Source organism: Methylobacterium sp. 174MFSha1.1 (genome assembly GCF_900116815.1).
Taxonomy (GTDB): Bacteria; Pseudomonadota; Alphaproteobacteria; order Rhizobiales; family Beijerinckiaceae; genus Methylobacterium.
Genome location: NZ_FPCB01000040.1, coordinates 23,477 through 37,017 on the forward strand (window position 1 = coordinate 23,477; position 13,541 = coordinate 37,017).

Consider the following 13,541-nt stretch of genomic DNA (forward strand, 5'->3'; position numbering starts at 1 on the left):
CCCGGCCCCCGCAAGACAGAGCCCTGCCCGCCATGATGACCACGAGCTACATCTCCAGCCTGAGCCTGTGGAACGCGCCGCGGAGCGCCACGGCCCGGCTCCAGACCGAGATGGCCAACGCGAACCAGGAAGTCGCCAGCGGACGCTACGCGGATGTCGGCCTCGCCCTCGGCGGCCAGGTCAGCCGCAGCCTGTCCCTGCGCCAGAGCGCGGCGGAGGTCACCGCCCTCAAGGACAGCAACGGCCTCGCCGCGCTCCGCCTCGGCACGAGCCAGACCGTCCTGCAGCAGCTGCAGAAATCCGCCGACGCGCAATTCGCCAGCCTGACCGGCCTGCCGGCGGACAAGCGCGTCGCCGCGATGGCGGCCTCGGCCGGCGACACCCTCGCGTCGCTGACGGGCCTCCTCAATTCCTCGGCGAGCGGGCAGGCCCTGTTCTCCGGCATCAACACCGGCGCCAACCCGATCCGCGACGGGGCCGTGGCGGATGCCAAGACCGCCGCGACGACGGCGTTCCAGGCTACCTTCGGCTTCCCGCCGGACGATGCCCGGGCCGCCACCCTGACCGCGCCGCAGATCAAGGGCTTCCTCGAGGGGACGCTGGCGGCCCAGTTCGCCGACCCGAACTGGGGCACCACCTGGTCGCAGGCCTCGGACACGGCGGTGACCAGCCGGATTTCGCTGGGCGAGACCGTCACCACCTCGGTCAGCGCCAACGGGACGGCGTTCCGCCAGCTCGCGCAGGCCGCGATCGTGTCGGGGCTCGGCCTCACCGGCCTCTCGGCCGACGCCCAGGCCGTCGTCTCGGACCGGGCGATGGGCCTCCTGAGCCAGGCCAGCGCCGGGCTGGTCTCGCTCCAGGCCGATCTCGGCCGCAGCCAGTCGCGGATCACCGACGCCAATGCCCGGCTCGACGCGCAATCCGCCCGCATCAAGACGGAGATCGCCGGCCTCGAAGAGGTCGACCCGGCCGAGGCCCAGACACGGTTCACCGCCGCCAAGACCCAGCTCCAGATGTCCTATTCGCTGACCGCGCAGATCCAGGAGCTGTCGCTCCTGAAATACGTCGCGTAGGCGGCCGGCGACCCGCCGTCCGCTCCCGCGCCGCGCCCCGACGCGCAAGACACCAGACCGACGAGGCATCGGCCCGATGTATCGCTTTTCCTATTCCGAGATCCTGGAGGACGCGCCCGAAATCGGCCGCGAGCGCGAGCGCGCCGCCTTCGATCGGGCCCTCACCCTCCTGCGCGACGTCGAGGCCCGCGGCCTCGCCGGGCCGGAGCGGACCGCCGCGATCGGCTACGTGCAGGATCTGTGGAACGTCCTGATCGCCGACCTGCTGGGGCCCGACAACGCCCTGCCCCCCGCCCTGCGCGACGACCTCGTGTCGATCGGCGCCTGGACCATGCAGGAGGCGGGCGCCGTGCTGAGCTCGCCCGAGCGCAGCCTCGCCGCGCTGATCGAGGTGAACACCTCGATCCGCGACGGGCTCCGGTGAGCCGCGCCATGCGCCTGTCGCTGCGCGCCGGAGAGCGGATCTACATCAACGGCGCCGTGCTGCGGGTCGACCGGAAGGTCGCGGTCGAGCTCCTGAACGACGCGACCTTCCTGCTCGAGAGCCACGTGCTGCAGGCCGAGGACGCGACGACGCCCCTGCGCCAGCTCTACTTCGCCGCCCAGACCATGCTGATCGATCCCGGCCAGGCCGAGGCGGCGCGCGCGCTCTACGACGGCCTGCGCGACGGCCTGCTGGCGGCGACCGGCGAGGCGGCCCTGCGCGACGGCCTCGCCGCCGCCCACGCGCTGATCGAGGGCGGCCGCCTGTTCGAGGCGCTGAAGCTGATCCGCGGGCTCTACCCGCTCGAAGCCGCGCTGATGAGCGCCGGGGAGGCGCCCGCCGCCCCGGTGCCCGGCCCGGGCCTGACCGCTTTGGCCCGCCGCACCCGCGTGCCCGAGCGGCCCCGCGAGCGCGCCACCGCGCGGTCCCCGGCGGTGAGCCGCCGCGCCGCGTCCCCCGCCCTGCCCGCCCGAGAGCCGGAGGCCTGAATGACCGTCGACACCACCACCAGCGCCACCTCGGGCTCGGGCACCTCCACGACCGCGGCCGCCGCCAAGGCCGGCAGCTCGTTCGCCGCCAAGATGAACTCGGACACCTTCCTGACGCTGCTGATGGCGCAGCTCAAGAACCAGGATCCGACGAAGCCGATGGATTCGACCGAGTATGTCGGCCAGCTCGCGACCTTCTCGCAGGTCGAGCAGGCGACGAAGACCAACACGAAGCTCGATTCGCTCCTCGCCTCGAGCTTCCTCGACCAGGCCGACACGGTGATCGGCCGCACCCTCACCTCGGCCGACGGCACCCAGACCGGGACCGTCCAGTCCGTGCGGGTGACGGCCGACGGGGCGCTGGCGCGGCTGACCAGCGGCCAGGACGTGCTGCTCACCTCCGGCGTCGTGATACAATAGGCCGGCAGCCCCGGAGGTTCTCATGAGCGAGGTCGACGCCCTCGAGCTCGTCCGCGCCGCGATCTGGACGGTGATCGTCGCCGCGGGTCCGGCGGTCGGGGCCGCGATGCTGGTCGGCATCGCGGTGGCGCTGCTGCAGGCGCTCACCCAGATCCAGGAGGTCACCCTGACCTTCGTGCCGAAGATCGTGGTGATCCTGCTCGTCCTCCTCGTCACCGGCACCTTCGTCGGCGGGCAGATCCACGCCTTCGCGGAGGCCGCCTACGGGCGGATCGCGACGGGCTTCTGAGGGCCCCCAACCCCCGCGCAAGCTAGCCGTGGCACACCCGTCCGCGACAATCCGCGGAGGGTGGTGGGATCATGGCGGTGGGCGCGGCAGTGGCGGTCGAGCGCAAGTCGCGGCGGGATTTCGGCTTCGCGGCCGGCATCGTGGCGATCCTGGCGGTGCTGTTCCTGCCGGTGCCGGCGGTGCTCATCGATGTCGGGCTCGCCTTCTCGATCGCCCTGTCGGTGCTGATCCTGATGGTGGCGCTCTGGATCCAGAAGCCGCTCGAATTCTCGTCCTTCCCGACCGTCCTGCTGATCGCCACGCTCCTGCGGCTGGCGCTCGGCATCGCGACGACGCGATTGATCCTGGCCAACGGCCAGAAGGGCGTGGACGCCGCCGGCCACGTCATCCAGGGCTTCTCGCAGTTCGTGATGAGCGGCGACTTCGTGATCGGGATCGTGGTCTTCCTGATCCTGATCACGGTCAACTTCCTCGTCATCACCAAGGGCGCGACCCGCATCGCGGAAGTGGGCGCCCGCTTCACCCTCGACGCGATCCCCGGCAAGCAGATGGCGATCGACGCCGATCTCAATGCCGGCCTGATCGACGACAAGGAGGCGCAGCGCCGGCGCCGCGAGCTGGAGGAAGAGAGCGCCTTCTTCGGCTCGATGGACGGTGCCTCCAAGTTCGTGCGCGGCGAGGCGGTGGCCTCGCTCATCATCATCGCGGTCAACGTCTTCGGCGGCATCATCATCGGGACGACGCGGCACGGCCTGCCGCTCGGCACCGCCGCCGACATCTTCACCAAGCTCTCGGTCGGCGACGGCCTCGTCTCGCAGATCCCGGCGCTGATCGTGTCGCTGGCCGCCGGCCTGTTGGTCTCGAAGGGCGGCACGCAGGGCACCGCCGAGCAGGCGGTGATCGGGCAGCTCGGCGCCTATCCGCGGGCGCTCCTCGTCGCGGCGGCGATGATGGGGGTGTTCGCCCTTGTGCCGGGCCTGCCCTTCCTGCCCTTCACGGCGCTCAGCGGCCTCCTGTTCTTCGTCGCCCGCACCATCCCGCGCCGGCTCCAGGCCCAGGCCAAGGCGGCCGAGGCCAAGGCCAAGGCCGAGGAAATGGTGAAGCAGGCGGAAGCCAAGGAGAAGGATTCGGTCAAGGAGTCGCTCAAGACCCCGGAGATCGAGCTCTGCCTCGGCCGCCAGGCCGCCTCGCAGATCCAGGGCTCGCAGGCCGAGCTCGGCCACCGGGTCGCCAAGATGCGGCGCAAGTTCGCCCGCCAGTACGGCTTCGTCGTGCCGGACATCAAGGTCTCGGACAACCTCGCCCTGCCGCCGAAGACCTACCAGATCCTGATCCACGGCACCGTGGCGGCCTCCCAGGAGATCCGTCCCGGCGAGATGCTGGTGGTGGTCGGCGACGGGCCGAAGCCCGACGTGCCGAGCGACGAGGTGCGCGAGCCCGCCTTCGGCCTCAGGGCGCTGTGGGTGATGGATTCCTATGCCGGCGAGGTCCGCCGCGGCGGCTTCGAGCCGATCGACGGCGCCTCGGTGCTGCTGACCCACCTCTCCGAGGTGATCCGCAACAACCTGCCGCAATTTCTCTCCTACAAGGACATGCGCGGCCTGCTCGACCGGCTCGACCCCGAGTACAAGCGCCTGCTCGACGAGATCTGCCCGTCGCAGATCTCCTACTCGGGCTTGCAGGCGGTGCTGAAGCTGCTGCTCGCCGAGCGGGTGTCGATCCGCAACCTGCACCTGATCCTGGAGGCCATCGCCGAGATCACCCCGCATGCGCGCCGGTCCGAGCAGATCGCCGAGCATGTGCGGATGCGCATGGCACAGCAGATCTGCGGCGACCTCGCCGAGAACGGCGTGCTCAGCGTCCTGCGCCTCGGCGCCAGCTGGGACCTGTCGTTCCACCAGAGCCTGAAGCGCGACGCCAAGGGCGAGGTGGTGGAGTTCGATATCGACCCGCGCCTCGTCGAGCAGTTCGGCACCGAGGCCTCGGAGGCGATCCGCTCCCGGATGCGCGAGGTGCACGGCTTCGCCCTCGTCACCGCGCCGGACGCCCGGCCCTACGTGCGGATGATCATCGAGCGGATCTTCCCGACCCTGCCGGTGCTCTCGCATCTCGAGATCGCCCGCGGCGTCGAGATCAAGTCCCTGGGCACCGTCTCGTGACGAAGATCGGGCCGGACAGCTTCCTCGCCGTCTTCCTGATCTTCTGCCGCGTCGGCGGCTGCCTGCTCGTCGTGCCGGGTTTCTCGAGCCCGCGGGTGCCGCAGCAGGTGCGGCTCCTCATCGCCGGCGCCGTCTCGTTGGCCATCGCCCCCCTGATCGTGCCGCAATTCGAGCCGCGGCTCTCCGGCCAGGCCCCGATGCAGACGCTCGCCTGGATCGTCAGCGAGACCCTGACCGGGCTGATGATCGGCTTCCTCGGCCGCATCTTCATCCTGGTGCTGGAGACGGTGATGAACGCGACCTCGACCATGGTCGGCTTCGGCGGCATGCCGGGCTCGCCGGTCGAGGGCACCGACCCGGTGCCGGCGGTCGAGGGGCTGATCCTGCTCACCGCGACCGCGTTCCTCTTCGCCGCCGACCTGCACTGGGAGCTGTTTCGCGGCCTCGTCGAATCCTATGCCCGCATCCCGCCCGGCGAGGGGCTGGGCAGCCAGCTGATGCTGACCCGGATCGTCGACCAGGTCGCCAGCGCCTTCATGCTGGGGCTTCGCATCACCGCGCCCTTCATCATCTACGCGATTCTGGTCAACCTGGCGGCGGGCTTCGTCAACAAGCTCACGCCGACGATTCCGGTCTACTTCGTCGCCACGCCGTTCGTGATGTTCGGCGGTCTCCTCATGCTCTACTATCTCGCGGGCGAGTTCATGACGCAGTTCCTCCTCGGCTACGCGGCCTGGCTGGTGCGCGGATGAGGACGACCGGCGACCGGCTGAAGCGCGCGCAGCGCCTCGTCACCGTGCAGGAGCAGATGCGCCGCGCGGCGGAGATCGAGCTTGCCGCCACCCGCGAGCGCGCGGCGGAGATCGAGGCCGACCGGGCGCGGCTGCTCGCGGCCCTCGCCTCCTCCGATCACGGCCCGATGCTGCTGGAGGCGACCGCCCGGCGGCTGCGCGGGCTCGCCGCGCAGGCCACCGCGGCCGAGGCGCAGGCCGCCGCGCAGGCCGACGCCGTCCGCGAGCGCGGCCTCGCCCAGAAGCGGGCCGAGGCGCTCGCCGAGCGCCGGGCCGACGACCACCGCCGCGAGGCGGACAAGCGCGACGACCTGGAGCGCCTCGACGGCCAAGTGGCCCGAGCGTCCGCGCGCCCCGCCCGTCCCGACGCAAGCCTCCCGTAAGCCAGGCCCGTTAAGACCGCGTTGACCCTTCCATCCGGACCCGGCTGCCGATGAGCATCTCACCGCCCTCCGACATCGTGCTCGACGTGGCCCGGGCCGCCGATCCGTCGCGCTACCAGGAGGCCGCCGCCAAGCTGTCGCAGCCGGGCAGCGCCGGTGCCACCGCCTTCGCCGACGCGGCCCGCGACGTCGGGCTCTCGACGCACATGCCGCTCGATGCCCGCGGCACACTCCTGACCATGCAGAACCAGACCGCGCTGACCGGCGCCGGCAGCGACCCCTACAAGAAGTTCGAGGGGCTGGTCCTGCAGCAATTCGTCGAGGCGATGATGCCGGAGAAGTCCGAGACCGTGTACGGCAAGGGCAATGCCGGCGGCATCTGGAAATCGATGCTGGCCGAGCAGATCGGCACCCAGATCGCCAAGGCCGGCGGCATCGGCATCGCCAAGATGCTCAACGCCGCCCATCCGGGCACCCAGGCCGCCGCGCCGGCCGACGCCGCCAATCCCGCGGCCAAGGTGTGACCGCCATGCTGCTCGCCTGCATCAAGCGCCTCGAAGCCGTCGTCGAGGAGGAGACCGAGGCGCTGGAGGCGCATGCCCCCGCCGACCTCGGCGACCTCAACCGCCGCAAGAGCCAGGGCCTCCTCGAACTCACCCGCCTCACCCGCGGCCTCGACGTCGCGGCGCTCGACGCCACCGTGGCGATCCACCTGGCGCGCCTGCGCGACAAGCTCGCCCGCAACCAGCAGGTCGTCGCCCTGCACCTGCGGGCACTGGAGGAGATCGACGAAACCCTGACGCAGGTCGCGCTGGCCGCCGACTCCGACGGCACCTACTCGGCGCGGACGAGCCCCCGGCCATGAAGATCCTGATCACCGGCCTGTGGATCTGCGCCGTCACCATCGCCTCCTGCTACGGCGCGGTGACCTTCGGCGGCGGCATCTTCTCGAAGAAGACCGAGCCGTACCTGGAGGGCCTGCAGTACCAGAAGCTCGCGCCGATCAACATCCCGATGATCGCCGACGGGCGGGTGCAGGGCTACGTCATCGCCGTGCTGGTCTTCACGGCGGACGCCAAGCTGATGCACACCCTGCCGGTGCCACCCAACGCCTTCGTGGTCGACGAGGCCTTCCGCCAGATCTACGGCGACACGGCCCTCGATTTTCGAAAACTGGCGAAATACGACATCACCAAGCGGCTGGCCGAGGTGCGGGCGAAGGTGAACGAGCGCTTAGGGGGCGATGTCGTCAAGGATGTGCTGGTGGACGAGATCAATTTCGTCGCGAAGCGGGAAGTGCGGTCGTAAGCGGACCGCCGGAGCGAAAGCAGAGTTCGCGCCTCCCATCTACATCTCTCGACGTCATCCCGGAGCTCGCCGAAGGCGAGAACCCGGGATCCATAACCGCTGAGGTTCACGAAAATGGCGAACGGCGTTCCGCTCTATTCTGCAGCGTCAGCGGTTATGGATCCCGGGTTCCGCTGCGCGGCCCCGGGATGACGTGGAGGATGTCATAACAATGAAGCTGCGACCTCCCGGCTTGATGCCACCGCAGCACCGGCAGCCCCCTACCCCCTGAACACCGAGGTCAGCTGCTGCCCGCCCCGGCTGATCGTCACCTCCCACATCGGGGCCGGGGTGCGGGTCATGCGCTCCAGGTCCTTGGTCGTGGCGACCGGGGCGCCGTTCACCGCCACCACGAGGTCGCCCTTCTGCAGGCCGGCCTGGTTGGCGAAGGTCCCGCTCTCGACCTCGGCGATGATGACGCCGTCGCCCTGCGACTGCGCCGGCAGGTCGAGCTGCAGATCCTCGGCCACCGCGGGCGACAGGTTGACCGCCGTGGCGCCGAGGAAGGGCGAGCGGGTCTTGACCTTCAGGGTGTCGCGGGGCCGCGTCTCCGGCGCGGGGCCGAGGCGCACCGGCACCGTGGTGCGGGTGGCGCCGCGCAGGACGGTGAGCTTGGTCTCGCCCTTGATGCCCTTGAGCGCGAAGCGGTAGCCGAAGGCCTCCGGATCGTCGACCGACTGGCCGTCCACCGCCAGGATCACGTCGCCGCGCTTGAGGCCGGCCTCCTCGGCCGGGCTCTTCGCCTGCATCGAGGCCACCAGCACCCCGGTCGGGTGGTCGAGGCCGACGCTGTCGGCGATGTCCGGCGTCACGTGCTGGAGCCGGGCGCCGAGCCAGGGCCGGCGCACCGTCTTGGCGCCGCCCTTGGCGGTCTCCACCACCGCCTTGACCATGCTGGCGGGGATGGCGAAGCCGATGCCGTGGCTGCCGCCGGATTGCGAGTAGATCGCCGTGTTGATGCCGACGAGGCCGCCGTTGAGGTCGACGAGCGCGCCGCCGGAATTGCCCGGGTTGATCGCCGCGTCGGTCTGGATGAAGAACTGGTAGTCGGCCGAGCCGACCTGGGTGCGGGCGAGCGCCGAGACGATGCCCTGCGTCACCGTCTGGCCGACGCCGAACGGGTTGCCGATCGCGATCACGAAGTCGCCGACCTGCAGGTGCTCGGAATCGCCGATCTCCATCGGCACGAGGCCGCCGCCCGGGCTCTTGATCTTCAGGATGGCGAGGTCGGTGCGGGGGTCGCGCAGCAGGATCTGCGCCTCGAACTCGCGCCGGTCGTTCAGCGCCACCTTCACCTCGTTCATGTTCTCGATGACGTGGTTGTTGGTGACGATCAGCCCCGAGGCATCGACGATCACGCCCGAGCCGAGCGAGCGCTGCGCCCGCTCCTGCGGCAGGTTCGGCCCGGCATCGCCGAAGAAGCGGCGCAGGAACTCGTCCATGGCGCCGCGATTGGCGGCGCGCTTCTCGACATGGGTGCCGTAGACGTTGACCACCGAGGGCGCCGCGCGCTTGACGAGCGGCGCGAAGGAGAGCTGCACCTGCGCCTTCGAGTCGGGGACGGCTCGATTGTCTTGTCGGTTCTCCTGCAGGGCGCGGAACGGCGGCACCGACTCGGCCTGCGCGGCCGCCGGTCGGGCGACCCCGAGACAGAGCGCGGCGAGCAGCAGGGAGGTCGTCGGGCGGCGCATCGGCATTCGGCTCCTTACGTGTCTGGCTGCTCTCTCACATGACAGCTTTGCGCTGAAAAGAGGGCGCCTCGGCCGCACCTTTCATCCCCTCATAGAGGTTGCGCAGTGCGCCCGCATGGGCGGCGAGCGTCATCGGCGCGTCCCAATAGCGCGCATGGGCCGCTTCGCCGAGGCGGCGCACCAGCGCATCGTCCCGCAGCCGGCCGAACACCTCGGCGAGCGCCGCGACCTCGGGTGCGACGACGAAGCCGGTCTCGCCGTCCCGGATCTTCTCGCCGGCGCCGGCCCGGTCGGAGGCGACCGCCGGGATGCCGGCGGCGAGCGCCTCGTAGATCGTCAGCGGCCCGGTCTCGAGCCAGCGCGCCGGCGCCGCCACGGCGCGAGCCCGGGCGCGCAGCAGCGCCTCGACCTCGGCGGGCGCGCGCCAGCCGATCACCTCGGCCCCCGGCACCGCGCGCAGCTCGTCGGCGAGCGGCCCGTCGCCGATGAACAGCGACGGCAGGCCCGCCTGGTGCGCCGCGTGGGCGACAAGGTCGGCGCCCTTCTCGCGGGTGAAGCGGCCGATGAAGGCGATCGCGTCGCCGGCCGCCGGATCGGCCGGGGCGGCGCGCGCCACCCGGACCGGGTTGTCGATCCGGTGGTGGCGGAACGGGGCGCCCCGCATCATCGGTTCGAGCCGCGCCCGGCTGCCGTCGGAGACGTGGACGAGGTCGAGGGCCGGGAAGCACCGCGCGATCGCCGCCACCTGCGCCAGGGCGCGGGCCACCCGCACCGCCTTGTGGACGCGCGATTGCGGATCGCACGGCGCCGCGAGGCAGGCGGGCGAGAACGGGCGCAGGCCGCAGGGCTCCGCCTTGTCGAAGCGGTAGTAGACGCCGTTCGGGCAGACCAGGAAGTAATCGTGCAGCGTGACCGCCACCGGGATCCCGGTGCGGGCGAGCACCGGAAAGATCGCCGGCGAGAGCGCGCGGGTCCATTGGTGCAGGTGCAGCACGTCGGGCCGCGCCGGCAGGGCCGCCAACGCCGCGCCGAGGCGCCGGGCCGCCTCGCGGTTCCAGATCCCCTCGACCGCGCCGCGCCAGGCCGGCCGCTCCCACACGTCGGTGAGGCCCAGGCCCACCCGCCGGATGCCCGGATGATCGAGCATCGGGTCGGCCGGCCCGTCGGCCCCGTGGATCAGCGTCACGGCGACGCCGGCCTCGGCGAGGCCGCGGGCGGATTCGATCGCGACCTTCTCGGCACCGCCCTTCGGCGTGGCAAAATTCGTCAGGATGGCGGCGTGCATGGGAGGGACCCTCTCGTGCCGCGATCTTAAGCAGCGTAGCGCCACCGCCCGGTTAAACGACCGGGCGGACGCAACACGCCGGGGGCCTGCGCGTTAGCCGGGCAGTCCGTCCCTTGGCCGGGACGCCATGCTGGAGGAAGGCCCCATGGGCAACGAGACCAAGACCCCGAACCAGGACCAGGCCGGTTTCCGCCGCGACAGCGCCTCGCCGGAGGACAAGGCGCGGCCGGAGAATCAGCAGAGCAAGCTCAGCGAGCGCCTCGATGAGGCGCTGGAGGAAACGTTTCCGACGAGCGACCCTGTCTCGGTGAAGATTACGAAGTAGAACAGGGTCTGCTTTATCTGTCCAGAAAGGATAAAGCGCGTCTCCCCTCTCCCGTGTGGGAGAGGGGTCGGGGGTGAGGGTGGCTAGGATTCAGAATAGGTGACCGCCCGTTGAGCTGCGCAGCTCAACGCTCAGCGAATTATCCTGAAGCGCGCCACCCTCACCCCTACCCCTCTCTCAAACGGGAGAGGGGATCCTGCGCCCCATCTTTTCCAGGATCTCTCTCAGCGAGAGCCCGCCGCTCACTGCACTTCGAGCAGGCGCCGGGCGATGACCTGGGCCTGGATCTCGGCCGCACCCTCGAAGATCGACAGGATGCGGGCGTCGCAGAGCAGGCGGCTCACCGGGTATTCCAGCGCGAAGCCGTTGCCGCCGTGGATCTGCAAGGCGTTGTCGGCCGCCGCCCAGGCGACGCGGGCGGCCAGCAGCTTGGCCATGCCTGCCTCGAGGTCGCAGCGCTTGCCCTCGTCCTTCTGGTGCGCGGCGAAGTAGGTGAGCTGGCGGGCGATGGCGATCTCGACCGCCATCATGGCGAGCTTGTCGGCGACCCGCGGGAACGAGACCAGGGGCTTGCCGAACTGCACCCGCTCCTCGGCGTAGCGCAGGCCGACATCGAGGGCCGACTGGGCGACGCCGACGGCGCGGGCTGCGGTCTGGATGCGGGCCGATTCGAAGGTCTGCATCAGCTGGGCGAAGCCCTTGCCCTCGACCCCGCCGAGCAGGTTGCCCTCCGGCACCGCGAACCCGTCGAAGGCGAGCTCGTACTCCTTCATGCCGCGATAGCCGAGCACCTCGATCTCGCCGCCCGACAGACCCTCGACCGGGAACGGATCCGCGTCGGTGCCGCGGGGCTTTTCGCCCAGCAGCAGCGACAGGCCCTTGTGGCCCGGCTCCTCGGGCTTGGTGCGCACCAGCACGGTCATCAGGTCGGCGCGGACCGGATGGGTGATCCAGGTCTTGTTGCCGGTGATGCGCCAGGTGTCGCCCTCCTTCACCGCCTTGGTGCGCAGGGAGGCGAGGTCGGAGCCGGTATTCGGCTCGGTGAAGACCGCGGTCGGCAGGATGTCGCCGGAGGCGATCTTCGGCAGGAAGCGCTGCTTCTGCTCCTCGGTGCCGCCGCCCAGAATCAGCTCGGCGGCGATCTCCGAGCGGGTGCCGAGGGACCCGACGCCGATATAGGCCCGCGACAATTCCTCCGAGACCACGCACATCGAGATCTTCGGCAGGCCCATGCCGCCATACTCTTCCGGGATGGTCAGACCGAACACGCCGAGCTCGGCCATCTGGCCGATGATCTCGAGCGGGATGTAGGCATTCTGCTGGTGCCACTCATGGGCATGGGGCGCGACCTCGGCCTGGCCGAAGCGGCGCATCTCGGTGCGGATCGCCTCCATGTCCTCGTCGAGGCCGGTCTCGCCCACCGTGGCGGAGCCCTGGCCCTCGCGGATCAGCCGCACCAGGGCGGCACGGTTCTGGGCGGTGTTGCCCTCCGCGATCAGGGTCTCGACCGACTCCGAGCGGTGACGCGCGACTTCCTGGGCCTTGAGGCCGAGCGACGAGGTCGGGCGCACCATCTCGCCCTGGCTCATCGGGATGCCGCCGAAGAGCTGCTCCAGGTACTCGCCGAGGCCGATGCGCACGAGGAGCGTCTCGGTCTCGCCGAGGCGGCCCTGGCCGGCGAGGTGGGCGGCGTAGTTGCCGAGCTGGGTGATCGCCTCGGCGTAGGTCGAGAGCCAGGCGAGGCCGTGGGCGGCGTGCTGCTCGGCCTCCAGGCGCTCGGCCGAGAGGCGGCCGTCGGGCCCGAGCAGGCCGGCGCGCACGCGGCGCGCCGCATCCGCCGCGAGCGCCTTGGCGGCGAGGCCGGCGTCCTGCGCCAGGGTGACGAGATCGGTCGGGGCGGGGGCGGCCTGGGCGGACATCGGTCAGGTCTCCGGTCGATTTTGCTGCGGCGCATACAAATAGCGGCGAATCGCCGATCTGTAGAGGGGCCGGCCTGCCGCTGGGATCGGACTTTTTGGGAAACGGCCGTTATTGCGCCGTGACGCCGCCGTCGATCACCATCTCGGCCCCGGTGACGAAGCCGGCCTCGTCCGAAGCGAGATAGGTGGCAAGGCCCGCGATCTCCTCGGCGGCGGCGTTGCGGCCGAGCGGCACCGAGGCCTGCAGGCGCTGGCGCAATTCCTCCGGGCTGTAGCGGCTGCCGGCGGCGAGATCGCGCAGCATGTCGGTCTCGGTGAAGCCCGGATGGATCGAGTTGCAGCGCACACCATAGCCCTGCCGGGCACAGTGCAGCGCGACCGACTTGGTGAGGAGGCGCACCGCCCCCTTCGAGGCGTTGTAGGCCGCGAGGTTGTGCCCGCCGACGATGCCCGAGACCGACGAGAGGTTGATGATCGCCCCGCCGCGGCCGGCCGGCGGCTTCATCGCCCGCACGGCGTGGCGGCAGCCGAGGAAGGTGCCGTCGACATTGACCGCCTGGACGCGGTGCCAGTCCTCCAGGGTGAGCGACTCGATCGTGCCGACGACTGCGATCCCCGCATTGTTGACCAGCACGTCGAGGCCGCCGTGGCGGCCGACCGTGCGGTCGACGGCCCTGGCCCATTCCTCGTCGCTGGTCACGTCGAGGGAGCAGGGATGGAAGGCCGGGTTCTCCGGCGCGACGCGCGCGGCCTCCGCCTCGTCGCGATCGGCGAGGATCACCGCCGCCGCACCCTCGCGGGCGAAGCGCCGCGCGATCGCGAGGCCGATGCCCCGCGCGCCGCCCGTGACCAGGGCGACCTTGCCGGCCAGACGCTGCATCCGGAAC

At 70.9% G+C, this 13,541-nt stretch carries 16 protein-coding genes; 12 read left to right on the forward strand and 4 right to left on the reverse strand.

The annotated features are described in order from the left end of the window. The first annotated feature begins 32 nt into the window (after nucleotides 1-32). The 11 genes from BM430_RS27770 (at nucleotide 33) to BM430_RS27820 (ending at nucleotide 7,395) form a co-directional block, all read left to right on the forward strand. Nucleotides 33-1,073 (forward strand): flagellar hook-associated family protein, encoded by a 1,041-nt coding sequence (locus BM430_RS27770; protein ID WP_244539688.1) that lies wholly within the window; start codon nucleotides 33-35, stop codon nucleotides 1,071-1,073. Between the two features lie 76 nt (nucleotides 1,074-1,149). After that, on the forward strand, nucleotides 1,150-1,497 hold the full coding sequence (gene flaF / locus BM430_RS27775) for a flagellar biosynthesis regulator FlaF (RefSeq protein WP_093570470.1): 348 nt from the start codon (nucleotides 1,150-1,152) through the stop codon (nucleotides 1,495-1,497). An 8-nt stretch (nucleotides 1,498-1,505) separates the two neighbouring features. After that, nucleotides 1,506-2,045 carry a flagellar biosynthesis repressor FlbT gene (flbT, locus tag BM430_RS27780; protein WP_093570471.1) on the forward strand — a complete coding sequence of 180 codons (540 nt, stop codon included), beginning with the start codon at nucleotides 1,506-1,508 and terminating at the stop codon, nucleotides 2,043-2,045. Beyond that, complete coding sequence (gene flgD / locus BM430_RS27785) at nucleotides 2,046-2,465, forward strand: flagellar hook assembly protein FlgD (RefSeq protein WP_093570472.1); 420 nt, start codon at nucleotides 2,046-2,048, stop codon at nucleotides 2,463-2,465. Between the two features lie 22 nt (nucleotides 2,466-2,487). Further along, complete coding sequence (locus BM430_RS27790; protein ID WP_093570473.1) at nucleotides 2,488-2,754, forward strand: flagellar biosynthetic protein FliQ; 267 nt, start codon at nucleotides 2,488-2,490, stop codon at nucleotides 2,752-2,754. 71 nt (nucleotides 2,755-2,825) lie between these two features. Further along, complete coding sequence (flhA, locus tag BM430_RS27795) at nucleotides 2,826-4,913, forward strand: flagellar biosynthesis protein FlhA (RefSeq protein WP_093570474.1); 2,088 nt, start codon at nucleotides 2,826-2,828, stop codon at nucleotides 4,911-4,913. Continuing rightward, a complete protein-coding gene (gene fliR, locus BM430_RS27800; RefSeq protein ID WP_244539689.1) occupies nucleotides 4,910-5,665 on the forward strand; it encodes a flagellar biosynthesis protein FliR in 756 nt (251 codons plus the stop codon). The genes flhA and fliR overlap by 4 nt, the downstream gene beginning before the upstream one ends. Then, nucleotides 5,662-6,087: a hypothetical protein gene (locus tag BM430_RS27805; protein WP_093570475.1), complete on the forward strand. Its 426-nt coding sequence runs from the start codon at nucleotides 5,662-5,664 to the stop codon at nucleotides 6,085-6,087. The genes fliR and BM430_RS27805 overlap by 4 nt, the downstream gene beginning before the upstream one ends. 50 nt (nucleotides 6,088-6,137) lie before the next feature. Beyond that, nucleotides 6,138-6,611: a rod-binding protein gene (locus BM430_RS27810; protein ID WP_093570476.1), complete on the forward strand. Its 474-nt coding sequence runs from the start codon at nucleotides 6,138-6,140 to the stop codon at nucleotides 6,609-6,611. Between the two features lie 5 nt (nucleotides 6,612-6,616). Then, nucleotides 6,617-6,952, forward strand: coding sequence for a flagellar protein FlgN (locus BM430_RS27815; RefSeq protein ID WP_093570477.1), 336 nt, complete (start codon nucleotides 6,617-6,619; stop codon nucleotides 6,950-6,952). Next, complete coding sequence (locus tag BM430_RS27820; protein WP_093570478.1) at nucleotides 6,949-7,395, forward strand: hypothetical protein; 447 nt, start codon at nucleotides 6,949-6,951, stop codon at nucleotides 7,393-7,395. Before BM430_RS27815 ends, BM430_RS27820 begins: the two co-directional genes overlap by 4 nt. 260 nt (nucleotides 7,396-7,655) lie before the next feature. Here the strand turns inward: BM430_RS27820 and BM430_RS27825 are convergent, their stop codons facing one another. Together BM430_RS27825 and BM430_RS27830 are read right to left on the reverse strand one after the other, a co-directional pair. Continuing rightward, nucleotides 7,656-9,125, reverse strand: a complete 1,470-nt coding sequence (locus BM430_RS27825) for a DegQ family serine endoprotease (RefSeq protein ID WP_093570506.1) — start codon at nucleotides 9,123-9,125, stop codon at nucleotides 7,656-7,658. A 34-nt stretch (nucleotides 9,126-9,159) separates the two neighbouring features. Next, nucleotides 9,160-10,410 carry a glycosyltransferase family 4 protein gene (locus BM430_RS27830; protein WP_093570479.1) on the reverse strand — a complete coding sequence of 417 codons (1,251 nt, stop codon included), beginning with the start codon at nucleotides 10,408-10,410 and terminating at the stop codon, nucleotides 9,160-9,162. Nucleotides 10,411-10,555: 145 nt separating this feature from the next. Between BM430_RS27830 and BM430_RS27835 the strand changes: the two genes are divergently transcribed. Then, entirely contained in the window at nucleotides 10,556-10,735 is a 180-nt protein-coding gene (locus tag BM430_RS27835) for a hypothetical protein (RefSeq protein ID WP_093570480.1), read from the forward strand. 242 nt (nucleotides 10,736-10,977) lie between these two features. On the opposite strand, the gene BM430_RS27840 is transcribed toward BM430_RS27835, so the two are convergent. Continuing rightward, entirely contained in the window at nucleotides 10,978-12,654 is a 1,677-nt protein-coding gene (locus tag BM430_RS27840; protein ID WP_093570481.1) for an acyl-CoA dehydrogenase family protein, read from the reverse strand. A 109-nt stretch (nucleotides 12,655-12,763) separates the two neighbouring features. Then, nucleotides 12,764-13,534, reverse strand: coding sequence for an SDR family NAD(P)-dependent oxidoreductase (locus tag BM430_RS27845; RefSeq protein ID WP_093570482.1), 771 nt, complete (start codon nucleotides 13,532-13,534; stop codon nucleotides 12,764-12,766). Nucleotides 13,535-13,541: the final 7 nt, after the last annotated feature.